Raw genomic sequence first — 16,864 nt, forward strand, 5'->3', positions numbered from 1 at the left:
GCGTGCGCGGCGTTCCCGGCCGGTCCGTCGGGGCCCTCACGACCCGCGGCCGCTGCCTCCTCGCCGGGGGCCTGACGCTCGGGCTGGTGGGGGCGGTGCTCGGCGAGCGGTCGCTGGTGCAGCTGGCCGCCTTCGTCCTGGTCCTGCCGCTGCTCGCCGCCGTCAGCGTGGCGCGGGGGCGGTTCCGGGTCACCACCCGGCGCACCGTCACCCCGCAACGGGTGCCGCGCGGCACGCCGGCCGAGGTCGAGCTGCAGCTGCAGAACGCCGACGCGCGGCGCGGCGGGCTCTGGCTGCTGACCGAGCAGCTGCCGGCGGCGCTGGGCCGCTCGCACCGGTTCACGGTGGCCGGCCTGGCCCCGGGCGCCGGCACCACCGTCAGGTACCGGCTGGTCGGTCGACACCGCGGCCGCTACCAGCTGGGGCCGCTGCGGCTGCGGGTCGTCGACCCGTTCGGCCTGGTCGAGCGCACCGCCGTCGGCTCCGACACCGCTCCCCTGGTCGTGGTGCCCCGCGTCCGACCGCTGGGGCGCGGTGGCCCGGGTGGCGGCCGGGGTGGCGACGACGGCACGCACCGCGCGTTCGCCGTCCACGGCGACGACGACATCAGCGTCCGCGAGTACCGGCGCGGTGACGACCTGCGCAGGGTGCACTGGCGGGCGAGCGCGCGCACCGGCGAGCTCATGGTGCGGCTCGAGGAGCAACCGTGGCGCGCCCAGGGCACCCTGCTGCTGGACACCCGGGCGCGCGCGCACCTGCTGGCTCCGGCGTGGGACGCCTCCCGGCGCGCTCCGGGGCCGCCGGGCGACGACCAGCCACCCGCCGACAGCCTGGAGTGGCTGGTCGAGGCGGCGGCCAGCATCGGGGTCGCGCTGGCCCGGCGCGGCGCCCGGCTGCGGGTCGTGACCAGCACCGGGGAGCTGACGCCCGATCCCGGCGCCGCGGCGCTCGGCGCCGAGGAGCTCCTGGACCGGCTGGCCGTCGTCGGGGCCTCCCGGGTCGGCGACCTGTCCGACGCCGCGTCGGCCGCGTGCCGCGCCGCCGGCGACGGGCCGCTGATCTGCCTGCTGGGCGCGGTCGGACCCGACGACGTGGCCGACCTCGTGCGGCTGCGCCAGGGACCGGTGCCCGGCCTCGCCGTGCTGCTGGACGTGGCGACCTGGGGCGAGCCGGGCCGCGGCCGGCGCAGCGCGACCGGTGCCGCGCTGGACGCGCTCTCGGCCCAGCGCGACCAGGCCGTCGCCGCCCTCGCCGCGGCCGGCTGGCGGGTGACCACCGCGTCGGCCGGGCAGGACGTCGGCGAGGCGTGGGCCGCGCTGACCGGAACTCCCGTCGGGGCGCCGGCATGACCGCGACGGACGTCCGCACCCCGGTCGCCGCCGCGGCAGCGACCCTGCTCGGCGCGCTGGCGCTCTCCCCCGTCTTCACCAGCCGGGCGTGGGTGCCACCGGTGGTGACGGTCGTCGTCGCCGTGCTGGCCGGCGGCCTGGCGCTGCGCGCGGCGGTCGCCCGGCTCGCCGGCGACCGCGCACGCTCGTGGCCGGTCGAGGCGCTGGGCCCCGTGGTGGTGCCGGTCGGTCAGCTCGTCCTCGTCGCCTGCGTGCTCACGGCCGTGTTCGTGCCGGATGCCGCGCCGGCCGGGGTGCTGCCCACGCCGGCCGCGCTGGCCCGGCTCGCCGAGGTCTTCGGGGCGGGGGCGGCCGAGATCCAGGAGCAGGCCACGCCCGCGCTCCCGCTGACCGGCCTGCTCGCCCTCACCACCTTGTTCGTCGGGCTGGTGGCCGTCGCGGTGGACCTGCTGGCGGTCACCGTGCGGCAGGCGGCGGTGGCCGGGGCCGCGCTGCTCCCCCTGGTGTGCGTGCCCGTGGCGACGGTGACCGGCGGCATCGGGCTGGTGGCGCTGGTCGGGCCGGCCGCCGGCTTCGCCGTGCTCCTGTGGGCCGACCAGCGCCGCTCCCTGGAGGGACCCACCGGCGGTGGCACCGCCGTGCGCATCGGCGTGGTCGCGGTGGCGGCGGGCGCCGTCCTGGGCACCGCGGTGCCCACCCTCCCCGAGGGCTCGTTCGCCACCGGGCTCGGCGGCGGGGCGGGGTCGGCCACGGGGACCTCCCTGGACCCGGCGGCGGAGCTGCGGGGGCAGCTGACCCTGCCCGAGCCGATCGAGCTGCTGCGCGTGGACACCTCGGTGGAGGACCCCGGCTACCTGCGCGCGGTGGCGCTCGACGAGTACGACCCGGTGGAGGGCTGGTCGCTGAGCAACCTCGACGGCGAGGTCTCGGTCGCCGAGGACGACCTCCTCGCTCCGCCGCCGGCCCGCCAGCCGGCCCGCCAGGTGGTCGCCGAGGTGCAGGTGCTGGACCACGACGACCGGTTCCTCCCCGTGCCGACCTCCCCCCTCTCGGTCCGCACCGACGGCGAGGACGGCGCGTGGCGCTTCGACGACGCGACCGGGACCGTGTTCGGCCGCGGGATCACCACCGCTGGGCTGACGTACCGGGTGACCGCGATCGAGCCGCGCCCGTCCGACGAGCTGCTCGCGCGCGCGGCCCCGCTCCCCGCGGACGACCCCCTGCAGCAGCGCTTCGGCGCGCTGCCCGAGCTGGACCCGGCGATCACCGACCTGGTCGCCGGGCTGACCGAGGGCGCAGGCACCCCGTACGAGCGCGTGCTGCGCATCCAGGCGTACCTGACCGACCGGTCCAACGGGTTCGTCTACAGCCTCTCCACCGCCCCCGGCACCAGCGGCGACGACCTGGTGGACTTCCTGCGGCTCAAGCGCGGCTACTGCGAGCAGTACGCCGGCGCCATGGCGGTGCTGGTCCGCCAGACGGGGCTGCCCGCCCGCGTGGCGCTGGGGTACACGCCCGGCGACGTCTCGCCCGACGGAACCCGGCTGGTCACCAGCGACGACGCCCACGCCTGGGTGGAGGTCTGGTTCCAGGGGATCGGGTGGGTGCCCTTCGACCCCACGCCGCTGGCCGCCGACCGGCAGGTGGAGCTCCCCTGGTCGCCGCGGACCACGGCGCAGGAGCGGCTGGACGCCGCACCGGCCGTCCCCGCGCCGTCGGTGGCGCCTCCGCCGGCGGCCCCCCGGACGGACCGCCTCCCGCAGGCGGCGCCCCAGGTCGCCGCCCCGACGCAGACCGGGGCCGACCGGGGTCCGCTGCTGATCGGCGCGGGACTGCTGGCGCTCGGCGCCGTCGTCCTGGCCGCCCCGGGCTCCGCGCGTGCCCTGCAGCGCCGCCGCCGGCTGGCCGGGGGCGGGACGTGGGCGGAGCTGCGCGCCACCGCCACGGACCTGGGCGTGCACCTGCATCCCTCGTGGACCCCGCGCCGGGTGGCCGACGCGCTGGCTCTCACCCTGACCCGGGGGCCCGGCGGACCGTCGGTGGAGTCGTCGGTGGCGGCCGTGCGCCGGCTGGCCCGCGCCGAGGAGGCAGCCAGCTACGGGCGGCCGGGCAGCGCGCGACCGGACGCCGAGCTGCAGGCGGCGCTGCGGACGGCCCGCCGGGGGCTGCTCGGGGCGCGCCCGCGGGCGGTGCGGGTGCGGGCGCTGCTGTGGCCGGCGTCACTGGTGGCCGAGATCCGGGAACGGGGCGCCCGGTGGGCCCGGTACGGCTCCGGCCGCCGTCCGGGGCGGACGGCGGCCGGGAGGTCGGTGCGCGAGGGCTACTGGTCGTAGCGGCGGCGGAAGCGCTCCTCGAGCCGGTTCTTCATCGGCTGCCGCCCGCGCTTGCCACCGCGGCCGGCGGCCGAGGAGCCGCGCGGCCCGGCGGGCCCGGCGGCCTCGACCGCACCGGTGGCCCCCCGGTAGTGCAGCACCCCGAGGGCGGCACCGCCGAAGGCGACCAGGAATCCCAGGACGCCGAGCGGGACGGACTCGGCGACCGCGCCGGCGACCAGGACGGCGAGGCCGACCAGCACCAGCAGGGCACCGAGTTGCAGTTTGCGGCGAGCCTTCTGACGGCGATCGCCGGTGCGGACCGAGGATGCGAACTTCGGGTCGTCATCGACGAGGGCGCGCTCGATCTGCTCCAGCAGACGCTGCTCGTGCTCGGAGAGCGGCACGTCGACCTCCAAATGGGCGGAGCCAGTTCCGTCGGAGGCTCCCGCCGACGGTATCTCCGAGGATACGAGCCGATTGGACGCGGCGAAAGGCGACGCCACGGTGACCGGCCCGACGCGCCGGCCGATCACTCCTCCGGGTGCAGCCCGCGGCGCGTCGTGCCTGGTCAGCGAGCCGCCCGCCCGACCGGCCCCGAGGAGCCCAGCAGCGTCGCCGGCCGGACCGCTCCCGCTCCGAAGCGCCGGGCGGCGCGATCGGCGGCCAGTTCCGCCTCCCGGCGGCCGTGCTCGCGCGCGCCGAGCTCCAGCTGCCGGGGGGCGGAACCCGCCTCGACGAGCCGTTCGGCCCGGACGCCGACCAGCCGGATGCGGGTCCGGTCCAGGCCCAGGGCGTCGTAGAGGGCGCGGGCCGTGTCGTAGAGCTCCTGCCCCACGTCGGTGGGCGCGGCCAGCGTGCGACTGCGGGTGATCGTGGTGAAGTCGGCGAAGCGGACCTTGATGCTGACCGTGCGGGCCAGGCAGCCGGTCGAGCGCAGCCGCCCGGCCGTCCGCTCCGCCAGCCGCAGCAGCTCGCGGTGGACCACCCTGGGGTCGTCGACGTCGGCGGCGAAGGTCTCCTCCGCGCCGGTGGAGCGCTCGGGCTCGTCGGGGACGACCCGCCGGGGGTCGCGCCCCCACGCGAGTTCGTGCAGGTGGGCGCCCGCGGCGGCACCCAGCGCCCGCTGGAGGGTCTTCGCCGGCACGTGGGCCAGGTCGCCCACGGTCCGCAGCCCGAGCCGCAGGAGCGTCTCCTCCGTCTTCGGACCCACTCCCCAGAGCGCACCCACCGGCAGCGGGTGCAGGAAACCCATGACCTCCGGGGGGCGGACGACGAGCAGCCCGTCGGGCTTGGCCCGGGTGGAGGCGAGCTTCGCCACGAACTTGGTGCCGGCGACCCCGACCGAGCAGGTGATGCCCTGCTCGTCGAACACCCGGGCGCGGAGGTACTCGCCGATGGCCACGGGGTCACCCAGCCGCCGGCCGGCGCCCGAGACGTCCAGGAACGCCTCGTCCAGGCTCAGCGGCTCGACCAGCGGGGTGATCGACCGGAACAGCGCCATGACCGCCCGGGACACCTCGGCGTAGAGCGCCATGTCCCCCGGCAGCACCGTCGCCGTCGGGCACAGCCGCAGCGCGCGGGCGGTGGGCATGGCCGCGTGCACCCCGTACCTGCGGGCCTCGTAGGTGGCCGAGGTGACCACGCCGCGGTTCCCGGCCCCGCCGACGATCACCGGCGTGCCGGCCAGCTCCGGGCGCCGGCGCACCTCGACGCTGGCGAAGAAGGCGTCCATGTCGATGTGCAGGACGGTGCACCCGTCCGCCCGTCCGACGCCGCCCGCCACCGCCACCTCCCGCACGTCCCCGTGGATCGAACATGCGTTCGACCCACGGGAACGATAACGGTCCGGCGCCGGGGCGGCCGACCGGCGCGCCCCGGCCCGCCGAGGTCAGCGGGCGACGACCTCGGTGTCCTGCTTGCCCGGCCACATCTTGGCGCCGATCACCCCGCCGAGCGCGGAGGCGATGATCGACAGACCCAGCCCGAGGACCGCCCAGCTGGCGGCCGAGCGCGCCGTCTCGGCGGCCTGGCCGGCCTGGATGTCGGGCAGGTTGGCCTGCTGGATGCCGGCGACGTCGGTGACCACGCCGGCCAGGGAACCCAGCAGGGCACCGCCACCGAACAGCGTCAGCAGCACGATGGTGACCACGGTCAGCGCCCACACCAGGATGCCGTGGAGCAGCCCCTCGCTGACCCCGCGCCACAGCGCGGTCGCCCCGGCGGTGAGACCACCCAGGAAGAGGGCGAGCAGCCCGTTGATGCCGCTGATCAGGTCGGCGTTGTTCCCGTCACCACCTCCCATGTCCCACCAGCCCAGGGCCAGCGTGGCCAGCTGCAGCAGCAGGAAGGTGGGCACCGCGACGATCAGGCCGGCCCAGACCGGGCCCCAGCGGACGCGGTCCCGGCGCGTGGGCGGCGTCTGGTGGTGCGTGTCCCGGAGGCCTACGCGGCTCGCCCCTTCGTCCCTGGCCGGGTCCAGCCGGCCACCCGACGTCTCCTGGGTCACGTCGGCGCTCGCGCCTGTCTGCGTACGACCCTCTGTCATGACATCTCCTCCTCGTGCGTCGTCTCGTGCCTCTGACCCCTCAGAGGTGCCCCTCAGGGGTGGACCCACACGAGATGCCCGCCAGGAAGGAGACGACTGCACCGGACGCCGAGCCGTCACGCGATCGTGACCCTCCCCGCACAGCGGAAACCGCTGGCCGGACGGCAGGTGTCAGACCCGGGTGAGGGAGGTAAGCAGCGACGCAGGGACGGCCGGCCGGCCGCCCCTGATCGACCTGGACGGAGATGCCATGGCGCTCGACGACGACGACATGACCAGCACGGAGGGCCCGGCCGACGGCGGCGCCTCGGGCACCCCGGGCGCCCATGACGGTGGCGCGGACGGCGGTGCCGACAGCGGCGCGGACGGTGGCGCCGACGGCGGTGCCGACGGCGGCGCGGACGGCGGTGCCGACGGCGGTGCCGACGGCGGCGCGGACGGCGGCGCGGACGGCGGCGCCGACGGCGGTGCCGACGGCGGCGCGGATGGTTCGGCCTGAACGAGCACCCGACCCCGCGGGGCCGGACGGAGCCACAGCTCCGCCCGGCCCTGCGGCGGTGCACGAACATGGCCCCCGAGCAGTTCGCCCGGGAGCACTGGGCACGGCGCCCGCTCCTGACCCGCGCCGAGGACACCGGCAACTCCTTCACCGACCTGCTCGACCTGCCGGCGGTCGACGAGCTGCTCTCCCGACGCGGCCTGCGCACACCGTTCCTGCGGATCGCCAAGGACGGCGCGGTCGTCGACGCGAAGCGGTTCACCACGTCGGGCGGGGCCGGCGCGGAGATCGCCGACCAGGTCTCCTCGGACGCGGTGCTGCGGCTGTTCGCCGACGGGAGCACCGTCGTCCTCCAGGGGCTGCACCGGCTCTGGCCGCCGCTGATCGAGTTCGCCGACCAGCTGGCCGCCGACCTCGGCCACCCGACGCAGGTCAACGCCTACGTCACCCCGCCGTCGTCGCAGGGCTTCAGCCCGCACTACGACGTGCACGACGTCTTCGTGCTCCAGGTGGCCGGTGAGAAGCACTGGACCATCCACGAGCCGGTGCTGCCCGATCCGCTGCGCACCCAGCCGTGGAACGACCGCGCTGCCGAGGTGGCCGCGGCCGCCGAACGGGCACCGGTGATCGACGCGGTGCTGCGGCCCGGCGACGCCCTCTACCTGCCGCGTGGGTTCCTGCACTCGGCGAAGGCCCTCGGCGAGATCAGCGCGCACCTGACCGTCGGCATCCACTCGGTGACCCGCTGGGCGGCGGCCGAGTCGGTGCTGGACCTGGTGCGCACGCTGGCGGCCGAGGACCGCGCGCTGCGGAGCTCGTTGCCCCTCGGCGTCGACCTGTCCGATCCCGACGCCCTGGCCGACGACGTCGCCGCCGTCGTCGAGGGACTGCGGGAGTGGCTGGGCCGGGTGGACCCGGCCGACGTCGCCGACCGCCTGCGGGCCCGGACCTGGGCGCAGGTGCGGCCGGAACCGGTCGCACCCCTGGCGCAGTCCGTCGCCGCGGCCGCGCTGGACCCGGGGACGGTGCTGCGACTGCGCCGCCACCTGCGGTGCACCCTGCGCGACGCCGACGACGGCCGGGTGACCCTCGTGGCGGGCCGGCGCACCCACTCCTTCCCGGAGGACGCCCGGGCCGCGCTGACCGAGCTGCTGGCCGCCGGCGAGCTGAAGGTGGGCGACCTGCCCGGCCTCGACCCGGCGGACCGCCTGACGCTGGCCCGCCGGCTGGTGACCGAGTCGATCGCCACCGTGCCCGACGCGACCCTGCCCGCCACCGGGCACGGCGGGCGGGGGGCGGCGTCCGGGGAACCCCGGTGACCCGGTGGAGGGCGTGACCGCACCGGACCCGGCGGGGAAGGACGACTTCTGCCGCACGGAGGTCCCCGCCCGCCCGCCGGGCCGGCTCGACGCCGGCCGCTGCTCGGTGCAGGCGCTCGAGCGCGGCGACTCGGGGGTGGGGACGGCCTCACCGGTGTCCCGCTGGCTGCTGGTCGAGCAGCCGGGGCCGTGGGGACGGCAGGCGCTGCTCCAGTCGAGGTTCGACGCACGCGTGGCCCGGTTGCTCGCCGAGCGGGCCGAGCGGGAGGGGGTCCGGGTCCTGCTGGTCCGCCGGCCCGGCGACCGGCTGGCCGACTCCGGCCGGCGCTGGGCCTACGCCGACAGCCGGCTGGGCCGGGAGGGGCTGTGGTGGTCGGTGCGCTCGACCGACGCCGACCTGCTCAGCGCGCCGTGGGACGGGTCGGTCGGCGAGCCGGCGTCCGGGCCGGCCTACCTGGTGTGCACGCACGGCGGCCACGACGCCTGCTGCGCGCTGCGCGGCCGTCCGCTGGCCCGTGCCCTGCCCGCGCCCGGCCCGACCGACGTGTGGGAGTGCAGCCACCTCGGGGGCGACCGGTTCGCGGCGAACGTGCTGGTGCTGCCGCACGGCTTCTACTACGGGCAGGTCCCCGGGGACGGCGGGCTGGTCGTCGCCGCGCACGACCGGGGGCAGGTGGCTCTGCCGTGGTTGCGCGGACGGGCAGGGCTGCCCGCACCGGTGCAGGCCGCCCAGCACTACGCGCGCGAGGAGCTCGGCGTCCTCGGCGTCGACGAGCTGCCGCCGGTCCGCTCGACCCGGCGGGAAGCGGCGGACCCGGGCGCGGAGCGGTGGGAGGTCATCCTGACCGGCCCGGCGGGGCCGGTCACCGTCACCGTGGAGAGCCGGCCGTCACCGGAGACGGTGCACCTCACCTGCTCCGCCACCACGGCCGGCCGGGTGCGCACCTGGCACCACCTGTCGCTGTCGGCACCGCCGGGCTGACCCGCCCGGCTCAGCGGAGCGCGCGTCCCCGGGCGGCGAGCAGCGGGATCGCCAGCTCCGTCGCGGTCAACGACCCGTGGTAGGCGGCCAGCCGGCTCGGCCCCGGCTCCAGCCGGGGGCTGACCAGCGCCCAGCTACCGCGGGCCAGCGCCACGACGTCCCCGATGCGGGCCGCCAGCGCGTCGTCCACCGGCCCGAAGATTCCGCTGGCGACGGCCTCGTCGCGCCCCACCACCCACGCCCGGTCGCCGAGGACCCCGCGCCAGCGGGCCAGCACGTCGGCCTCCGCCCCGGGCTCGGTGTGCACGTACCGGGCGCGGGGTTCACCGGCGAGCACCCGCACCCCGTCGGCGAGGTCGGGCTCGTCGTCGAGGTCCAGCCGCGTCGCGGCGGGGACGTCGAGCATCCCGTGGTCGGCGGTGACCAGCAGCGCGGCGTCGTCGGGCAGGCCGTCGACCAGCTGCGCGACGACGCGGTCGACCAGGGCGAGCTGCGCGCGCCAGCTGGGCGAGTCGACCCCGCGGACGTGGCCGGTGAGGTCGAGCTCGGCCATGTAGCCGTAGACCAGGGACCGTCGGCCCGCCTCCAGGCCCGAGCGCATGAGCGCGGTGAGGTCCCCGGGCCCCACCGCCCCGGTGTACTCGGCCCCGCGGTAGGCGGCCACGGTGAGGCCCGATCCCGCATAGGCCCACGGCCCGACGGCGGTGACCGCCACCCCGTCGGCGGCGGCGCGCTCGAAGACGGTGGGCTGCGCCTGCCAGTCGGCGGGGTCGGGGTCGTCGGTCCACTGGGTGTGGTTGAGGGTGCGCCCCTCCCCCGGCACCTCGGTGACGAAGCCCAGGATCCCGTGGCTGCCCGGGGGCAGTCCGGTGCCGATGGTGGTGAGGCTGACCGGGGTGGTGCTGGGACAGGGCGCCTGCAGGGTTCCGGCCGGGCTGCTCATGCCGGCCAGCGTGGGCGCCAGGTCGGCGTGCGCCCGGACGAGGTCGGCGCCCAGGCCGTCCACGAGCAGGACCGCCACGCGGCGGGCCCCGTGCAGCGCGTCGGCCAGGCCCAGCGGGTCGGCGGGCAGGTCCCCCCGGGGCACCGGCGTCCCCAGCGCCGCCGCGACGCCGGGCAGCACGTCGGCGAGGGTGGCGACGCCGTAGGCCGGCCGGTGCAGGTCGGGCGGCAGCACGCCGTCGCCCTCCCCGGTCACGCGCGGGTCGCCAGCAGGTGGAGGCCTGCGGCGACCTCGCGGTAGGGCGAGGTCTCGGCGAGCGCGAGCTCGAGGTCCCGGACGGCGGCCGGATCGGCCCCGGAGGCGGAGTCGAGCAGGTCGGCGACGACGGAAATCCCGCGCCAGGCGCCGGGGGTCAGACCGGCACCGCCGACGAGCGCCAGGAGCTCGTCGGGGCTGAACCGGCGGCGGAGCGGCCGGCCGGGGTGGGCGTCCTGGTCCCGGAGCTGGGCCAGCGCCTCCGCGGGGTGGCCGCCGACGGCTCGGGCGAGGACCGCGCCGGCCCGGTTGGCGACGGCGAGGCTCACCCGGCCGCCGGGCCGCAGCGCGCCGGCGATCTCGGCCAGCGTGACCCCGGGGTCGTCGACCACCTCGAGCACCGAGTGGCACAGCGCGAGGTCGTACCCGCCCTCGTCGTCGGCGAGGACCTCGTGCAGCAGGTCGCCGTCCCCCTGGACACCGCGCACCCGCCCGCCGACACCCGCCGTCTCGGCACGCCGGCGCAGGGTGGCCAGGGCGTCGGCGCTGGGATCGACGACGGTGACGGTGTGCCCCAGGCGGGCCAGCGGGACGGCGAACATCCCGCTCCCCCCGCCGACGTCGAGCACGCGCAGCGCGTCACCGGCGTCGACCAGCGGGTCGAGCGCGGCCCACACGGCGGCGGTGCGGGCGGGCAGCTGCTCCGCGGTCGGCGGAGCGGGAACGGTCGGCACCCACCGGAGCCTAGTGGCGGAGCGCGGCGCCCACCGCTTCCCCGCCGGTGGGCGCCGCGGGCCCGGGCTACGCGTCCGCGCCGTCGGCGGCCCGCCGGATCTCGGCCAGGTCGATGCGGCGCATCTGCAGCATCGCCTGGGTGGCACGCTGGGCGCGGCCGGGGTCGGGGTCACCGAGCAGCGTCATGAGCTCCGCCGGGATCACCTGCCAGGAGACACCGAAGCGGTCCTTGAGCCACCCGCACATGCTCTCCTCGCCGCCCTCGGTGAGCCGGTGCCAGTAGTGGTCGGCCTCCTGCTGGTCGGCGCACATGATCTGGAAGGAGACCGCCTCGGTGAACGAGAACTCCGGGCCCCCGTTGAGCGCGGTGTACTCCTGGCCGTCGAGGGTGAAGTCCACGGTCACGACGTCGCCCTCCTTCATCGGTGGGGGCAGGCCGGGCCCATAGCGGGTGACCTTCCCGATGCCGGAGTTCGGGAAGACCGAGGTGTAGAGCGCCGCGGCCTCCTCGGCGGTGCCGTCGAACCACAGGCACGGGATCTGTTTGGGCATGGCCGGTCCTCCTTCGCGCCGGCCGGATGCCGACGTCGGTGGTCGGACCGCGCCCGGCCCGTGGACTCATCGGTCCGTCGACCCTGCGCTGGTCGATCGTTTGGCCGGCCCTCGTCGACGGGCACCCGAACGGGTCATCACACGCCGACCACGAGGAGATCCCCATGGGCCGTTCCGCCCGCCCCCGCCTGATCCGCCGGACCGCGGCCGCGTTCGCCATCACCGCCGCGTCCCTCACGACGGTCGCCTGCGGGGACGACGTGGTCGACGACGACGTGGAGCAGAACATCGAGCAGGGCGTCGACGACGTCGAGCAGGAGGTCGAGGACGCCACCGACGGCGAGGGCTGAGCGCACTGGCCGCAGACCACCGGAACGCACGGTTCCGGTTCGGGCGGGATCGCGGCTAGCCTGCTGCCCGTGACGGTCCTGATCGGTGCCGGGCTGATCCTCGCCGGGGCGGCCGTGGCCGTGCTCCAGGTACGGCTCGCCGCGGCCTCCTCGGGACCGCCGCCGCGCAGGTGGCACGTGTCCGAGTCGCTCCCCCGTGGTCAGCGGTACGGCTCCGACATCGCCATCGCGGTCCTGCTCTGCGCCGGTGCGTTCGTCGTCGCGCACGGCCGACCGGGGTGGGTGTTCTACGTGGCGATCGTCGGCGCCGCGCTCGTCACCGCCGCCGCGCAGGCGCTCGCTCTGCGCGCGCTGCCCGAGCGCGCCGAGCACTGACGGGCGAGCGTGCGGTCGGGAGCCCACCTCAGTGACCGGAGCTGCCCGGGCTGGAGTGCCAGAGCTTGCGGGGTGGCGCGGCCGCGGCCCGCCGGGCGGCGCCCTTGGTCTCGTCGCCGGCGGGCTTGATGTCGGCGTAGGGCGACATCCGGAACCCGGTCGGGTGGACCAGGACCGGCCGCACGACCACCGGCCGGGAGCCGTGCGAGGCCGCGGCCCCCGCGATCGCCTGCTCGGTGTACTCCCCCGGAGCCGCCATCAGCTCGGCGACCGACTCGAGCCCGCCGGCCTCCCAGGCCTCGTGCAGCGCCGGGAGCTCCCACGCCCCGGTGGCCCGCAGCGACACCCCGCGCGGCCCCGTCCGGCGCAGCACCCCGCGGATGACCAGCAGCCACGAGTGGAAGACCGTCGCGGCGTAGGGGCCCTGCGCGTCCTCGAAGAAGGTCGAGTCGGTGCAGCCGGTGCCGTCGTCGAGGGTCACGAACACCACCCGGCGCCCGGACCGGATCGGCGGGGTCTGGGTGGCCACCTTGACGCCGGCCACCAGCACCTCCGCGCCGCTGCGGCAGCCGAGGAGCTCACCGGCCGGCACCGCGCCGAGCGCCGACAGGAACGGCCGGTAGAAGTCGATCACGTGCCGGCTGGCGTCCAGCCCGAGCACCTCCAGCTCTGCCCGCACCAGCTCGGCGTCGGTGAACTCGGGCAATCCGCTGCTCTCTGCCCACTCCGGGCCGGCCGGCTCCCCGGCGGACTCTTCGGACAGCTCCAGCCCCATGAGGTCCAGGCTCAGCTGCCCGTCGGACGTCGCCCGCGCGCCGCTGCGGCTCCACCGGTCGAGCTCGCTGATCTGCAGCAGCAGGTCGCGCCGGGTCACCTGCCGGCGCCGGCGGGTCGGCCGGCCGGCCTCCCGGTCCCGCATGCCGAAGCCGTAGAGCGAGTCGAAACCACCGGCCAGCACCAGCCGCTCGACCACCGGGCGGGATACCGACGCCCGCGCCCAGAAATCCGTCAGTGACCGATAGGGCTGGCCGGCGACGACCCGCGCCACCTCGTCGTCGGATATGCCCTTCACGTCGGCCAGCGACAGCCGGATGCCATACCGCGTCGGGTCGGGCATCGCCGCGGGCATCCACTCCGGACGCCGCCAGCCCGAACTCTCAGCCTCCACCTCACGGTCAGGGCTCGTCGCGTCGTCGTCCACGTCGTCGTCCGCGACCAGCCGTTCGACGCGGTAGCTGCCGGTCGAAGCGTTGACGTCCAGGCCGAGCACCCGGATGCCGAAGTTGCGGGCGTCGTCGAGGATCAGCCGCTTCGGGTACATGCCGGGGTCGTGGGTGAGGACCCCGGCCAGGAAGGCCGCCGGGTGGTGGGTCTTCAGCCAGGCCGACTGGTAGGTGGGGAGCGCGAACGCCGCGGCGTGGGCCTTGCAGAAACCGAACGACCCGAAGGACGCCAGCACCTCCCACACCCGCTCGGCCACCTCCACCGGGTAGCCGGCAGCCAGCGCCCGCGGCACGAACCACGCCCGCACCTCCGGGTGGGCGTCCTTCTCCCCCAGGGCGCGGCGCACCTCGTCGGCCTCGGCCAGCGTGCAGCCGGCCATCCGGGCCACCACCTGCAGCACCTGCTCGTGGAAGACGACCACCCCGGCGGTCTCGGCGAGCGCGAACTCCAGGTCCGGATGGGGGTACTCCACCTCGCGCCAGCCGTTCCGGGCCATGAGGAAGGGGGTGACCATGTCGCTCTTCACCGGTCCGGGCCGGAACAGCGAGATGTCGATGATGATGTCCTCGAACGTCCGCGGCCCGAACTTGCCGACCAGCTCGCGCTGCCCCGGCGACTCGATCTGGAACATGCCGAGCGTGCGGGTGCTGCGGATCAGCTCGAAGGTCGTCGGGTCGTCCCGCGGGACGGCGTCGATGTCGACCGCCTCCTCGTCGACCCGCTCGATCTCGTCGAGGGCGTGCGCGATCGCCGACTGCATCCGGATGCCGAGCAGGTCCAGCTTGAGCAGCCCCAGCTCCTCGACGTCGTCCTTGTCGAACTGGCTCATCGGGTAGCCGAGGTAGCTGCTCTCCACCGGGGTGCGGTCCAGCAGCGTGGCGTCGGAGAGCAGCACCCCGCACGGGTGCAGGGCGATGTGCCGGGGCAGCCCGTCGAGCCGGGACACGAGGTCGAACAGCAGGTCGAGGTCGCCGGTGCCGCCGGCGCGGCGCGAGCCGTACCGGCTGGCCCGCAGCTCGGGGAGGTCGCGCAGCGCGGCGTGCACCTGGTTGGCCCGGATGTGCGGGAACGCCTTGGCGACGGCGTCGACCTCCGCCTGCGGCAGGCCCAGCGCGGCCCCGACGTCGCGGATCGCGTGGCGCACCCGGTAGGTGTCCATCATCGAGATGCAGCTGACCCGGTCGGCGCCGAAGCGGTCGATCACCGCGTCGTAGACCTCCATCCGGCGCGCGGACTCCACGTCGATGTCGATGTCGGGCAGCTGGTGGCGCAGCGGCGAGAGGAACCGCTCCATCAGCAGCCCGTAGCGCAGCGGGTCGACGTCGGAGATGCCCAGCAGGTAGGTGACCAGGCTGCCGGCGCCCGAGCCGCGAGCCGCCGCGCGAACCCTCAAGCTCTTGATGAGGTCGACCACGTCCGCGACGGTGAGGAAGTAGGACGGGTAGCCGAGGGAGTCGATGACCCCGAGCTCCTCCTCCAGCCGCTGCCGCACCCGGGTCGTGGGCACCACGCCCCGCCGCCCGAGCCCCGCCTCGCACCGGGCGCGCAGCACCTGCGCCGGGCCCATCCCCCGCTCCGCCGGCGTGGTGACGACGTCCAGCTCGGGGTACCGCACGCTGCCGATGCCCAGGTCGCCCGCGGGGTCCACGGCGCACTGCTCGGCCAGCCGGGCGGTGCGCTCGAGCAGCCGCAGGGCGGCGTCCCGGTCGGGGCCGGTCAGGTCCTCGGCGACCTCGGCCATCTCCTTGCCCGACTTCAGGTAGCCCTCGGCCGTGGTGCGGTCGACGTGCCGGGCGCCGAGCGGGACCAGCCGCCGGGCGGCGTCCAGCACGTCGGCGGTCGGGGCGTCGAGGGCGTCGACGTACCGGACCGCGTTGCTCAGGACCACCGGCACCTGCTGCTCGGCGGCGAACCGGAGCAGCGCCTGGGCGCGCTGCCGGTCACCCCGGCCCCGGTGGTGCACCACCTCCAGCGCCAGCCCCGGCCCGAAGACCGCCCGCCAGGCGTCCAGCTGCTGGCCGGCCAGGTCGGCCCGACCCGCCAGCAGCGCCCGGCCCACCGGGGAGTCGGGACCGAGCAGGGGGACCAGCCCGGAGGCGTGCTCGGCGGCGATCGCCAGCGAGCTCACCGGCTCGCCGCGGGTGCCGCGCAGGTGGGTGGCGCTGGTCAGCCGGCACAGCGACCGCCAGCCGGCCCCGTTCCGCGCGAGGAAGGTGACCCTGGGCAGCCGCGGGTCGACGTTCACCCCGCCCCGGGCCGGGGTCCGGCGCGGGGGCGCCGCGGCCCGCGACCGCGAGGACCGGGCCGCGGAGGGCTCCTCCCCCAGCACGTGCGCGAGCGCCGGCGGCACGCTGGTACCCAGCGCCGGCGCCACCGCCAGGTCGACCCCGAAGATCGGCCGCACCCCGGCCGACCGGCAGGCCAGCGCGAACTTCACCGCGCCGTAGAGCCCGTCCCGGTCGGTCAGGGCCAGCGCCGGCATGCCGTGCTCGGCGGCCCGGGCCACCAGATCGGCGGGGTGGTTGGCCCCGTACCGCATGGAGTAGCCGGAGGCGACGTGCAGGTGGACGAAGGGGTCACTCACGTCCGGGACCCGGTGGACCGGGACCCCGACCGGGACGGCGCCCCGCCGACCACGTGCGGCCTCGGGTAGCGGGGCGGCTCGGGCGGTGCGTCGACCCCGAGCCCGGCCTCGACCACGGCGAGGAAGCCCCGCACGTCACGGACCAGGTCGTCGGCCTCCCGCTCGGTGACCGCCCGGGACAACCCCGCCTCCGCCGCGGCGCGTTTGGCCGCACCGGCGGCGAAGAAGGTGGCCCACTCCCCCAGTTCGGGGGCGACCTGCCCCAGCAGGACCCAGGCGCTGCGCGGCCGCCGGCGGCCGCCCTCGGGACGGGTGCGGGCGGCCAGCACCGCGGCGGCGGCCCGGAGCGCCGCCAGGTGCGCGGTGGCGTACCGCTCCCGCGGATCGGTGGCCGCGGCCGCCTCGGCCAGGCCGCGGTGCGCCTGGCGGAGCAGCCCGGCGGCCGCGGCGGGCAACGCGGGCGGCAGCGGCAGCTGGCCGGCCGGCACGGCTCGTGCGGCGCCCATCAGTCGTGCACCCGGACGAGCCACCAGCGGTTGCCGGCGGCGTCCCACGTCAGGTCGTAGACGCCGGCGAAGCTCATCCGGGACCGCCCGGCCCGCACCGCCTCCACCCGCCAGACCTCACGGGGCGCCACCAGGTCGTCGGACGCACCGCCCGCCTCCGCGTCCCGCAGCCACCACGGCGCGGTCTCCAGCCAGGAGTCGAGCAGCTCGCCCACGACGTACCGGGACTGCCCGCGCCAGAACTGCACCGGCCCCAGCGGGCCGCGCTCGACCTGCACCTCTTCGCCGGCCCGACCGACGACCTCACCGAGCACCCGGCTCATGACAGCCT

At 76.7% G+C, this 16,864-nt stretch carries 16 protein-coding genes; 7 read left to right on the plus strand and 9 right to left on the minus strand.

What is annotated here, in order from left to right:
- The first annotated feature begins 2 nt into the window (after positions 1-2).
- Positions 3-1,349, plus strand: a complete 1,347-nt coding sequence (locus tag ACI8AP_RS11490) for a DUF58 domain-containing protein (RefSeq protein ID WP_456589474.1) — start codon at positions 3-5, stop codon at positions 1,347-1,349.
- Positions 1,346-3,682 carry a transglutaminase family protein gene (locus tag ACI8AP_RS11495; protein ID WP_456589475.1) on the plus strand — a complete coding sequence of 779 codons (2,337 nt, stop codon included), beginning with the start codon at positions 1,346-1,348 and terminating at the stop codon, positions 3,680-3,682. The genes ACI8AP_RS11490 and ACI8AP_RS11495 overlap by 4 nt, the downstream gene beginning before the upstream one ends.
- Here ACI8AP_RS11495 and ACI8AP_RS11500 read toward each other — a convergent pair.
- From ACI8AP_RS11500 to ACI8AP_RS11510, 3 genes are all read right to left on the minus strand, one after another.
- Positions 3,670-4,068: a DUF3040 domain-containing protein gene (locus ACI8AP_RS11500; protein WP_456589476.1), complete on the minus strand. Its 399-nt coding sequence runs from the start codon at positions 4,066-4,068 to the stop codon at positions 3,670-3,672. The genes ACI8AP_RS11495 and ACI8AP_RS11500 overlap by 13 nt on opposite strands.
- A 164-nt stretch (positions 4,069-4,232) precedes the next feature.
- Positions 4,233-5,462, minus strand: coding sequence for a DNA polymerase IV (gene dinB, locus ACI8AP_RS11505; RefSeq protein WP_456589477.1), 1,230 nt, complete (start codon positions 5,460-5,462; stop codon positions 4,233-4,235).
- 90 nt (positions 5,463-5,552) lie between these two features.
- Positions 5,553-6,209, minus strand: a complete 657-nt coding sequence (locus tag ACI8AP_RS11510; protein WP_456589478.1) for a permease — start codon at positions 6,207-6,209, stop codon at positions 5,553-5,555.
- Between the two features lie 250 nt (positions 6,210-6,459).
- Between ACI8AP_RS11510 and ACI8AP_RS11515 the strand changes: the two genes are divergently transcribed.
- The 3 genes from ACI8AP_RS11515 (at position 6,460) to ACI8AP_RS11525 (ending at position 9,009) form a co-directional block, all read left to right on the plus strand.
- Positions 6,460-6,708, plus strand: a complete 249-nt coding sequence (locus ACI8AP_RS11515; protein ID WP_456589479.1) for a BatC protein — start codon at positions 6,460-6,462, stop codon at positions 6,706-6,708.
- A 68-nt stretch (positions 6,709-6,776) separates the two neighbouring features.
- Positions 6,777-8,027, plus strand: coding sequence for a cupin domain-containing protein (locus tag ACI8AP_RS11520; protein ID WP_456589480.1), 1,251 nt, complete (start codon positions 6,777-6,779; stop codon positions 8,025-8,027).
- 13 nt (positions 8,028-8,040) lie between these two features.
- Positions 8,041-9,009: a sucrase ferredoxin gene (locus tag ACI8AP_RS11525; RefSeq protein ID WP_456589481.1), complete on the plus strand. Its 969-nt coding sequence runs from the start codon at positions 8,041-8,043 to the stop codon at positions 9,007-9,009.
- Positions 9,010-9,019: 10 nt separating this feature from the next.
- Here ACI8AP_RS11525 and ACI8AP_RS11530 read toward each other — a convergent pair whose 3' ends face one another.
- From ACI8AP_RS11530 to ACI8AP_RS11540, 3 genes are all read right to left on the minus strand, one after another.
- The gene (locus ACI8AP_RS11530) at positions 9,020-10,207 is read right to left on the minus strand and encodes an alkaline phosphatase family protein (RefSeq protein WP_456589482.1); all 1,188 of its coding nucleotides are present in this window, start codon (positions 10,205-10,207) and stop codon (positions 9,020-9,022) included.
- The gene (locus ACI8AP_RS11535; protein ID WP_456589483.1) at positions 10,204-10,941 is read right to left on the minus strand and encodes a class I SAM-dependent methyltransferase; all 738 of its coding nucleotides are present in this window, start codon (positions 10,939-10,941) and stop codon (positions 10,204-10,206) included. The genes ACI8AP_RS11530 and ACI8AP_RS11535 overlap by 4 nt, the downstream gene beginning before the upstream one ends.
- Positions 10,942-11,008: 67 nt before the next feature.
- Positions 11,009-11,494 (minus strand): VOC family protein, encoded by a 486-nt coding sequence (locus tag ACI8AP_RS11540; RefSeq protein ID WP_456589484.1) that lies wholly within the window; start codon positions 11,492-11,494, stop codon positions 11,009-11,011.
- A gap of 164 nt (positions 11,495-11,658) precedes the next feature.
- Between ACI8AP_RS11540 and ACI8AP_RS11545 the strand changes: the two genes are divergently transcribed.
- Together ACI8AP_RS11545 and ACI8AP_RS11550 are read left to right on the plus strand one after the other, a co-directional pair.
- The gene (locus ACI8AP_RS11545) at positions 11,659-11,844 is read left to right on the plus strand and encodes a hypothetical protein (RefSeq protein ID WP_456589485.1); all 186 of its coding nucleotides are present in this window, start codon (positions 11,659-11,661) and stop codon (positions 11,842-11,844) included.
- Between the two features lie 69 nt (positions 11,845-11,913).
- Positions 11,914-12,219 (plus strand): hypothetical protein, encoded by a 306-nt coding sequence (locus ACI8AP_RS11550; RefSeq protein WP_456589486.1) that lies wholly within the window; start codon positions 11,914-11,916, stop codon positions 12,217-12,219.
- Positions 12,220-12,247: 28 nt separating this feature from the next.
- Here the strand turns inward: ACI8AP_RS11550 and ACI8AP_RS11555 are convergent, their stop codons facing one another.
- Genes ACI8AP_RS11555 through ACI8AP_RS11565 form a run of 3 tightly spaced genes read right to left on the minus strand, consistent with a single transcriptional unit; the run spans position 12,248 to position 16,856 of the window.
- The gene (locus tag ACI8AP_RS11555) at positions 12,248-16,027 is read right to left on the minus strand and encodes a DNA polymerase III subunit alpha (protein ID WP_456589487.1); all 3,780 of its coding nucleotides are present in this window, start codon (positions 16,025-16,027) and stop codon (positions 12,248-12,250) included.
- Positions 16,024-16,533, minus strand: coding sequence for an SAV_6107 family HEPN domain-containing protein (locus ACI8AP_RS11560; RefSeq protein ID WP_456589488.1), 510 nt, complete (start codon positions 16,531-16,533; stop codon positions 16,024-16,026). Before ACI8AP_RS11560 ends, ACI8AP_RS11555 begins: the two co-directional genes overlap by 4 nt.
- A complete protein-coding gene (locus tag ACI8AP_RS11565; protein WP_456589489.1) occupies positions 16,533-16,856 on the minus strand; it encodes a DUF6504 family protein in 324 nt (107 codons plus the stop codon). Before ACI8AP_RS11565 ends, ACI8AP_RS11560 begins: the two co-directional genes overlap by 1 nt.
- Positions 16,857-16,864: the final 8 nt, after the last annotated feature.

It is taken from the genome of Blastococcus sp. SYSU DS1021 (assembly GCF_054050995.1).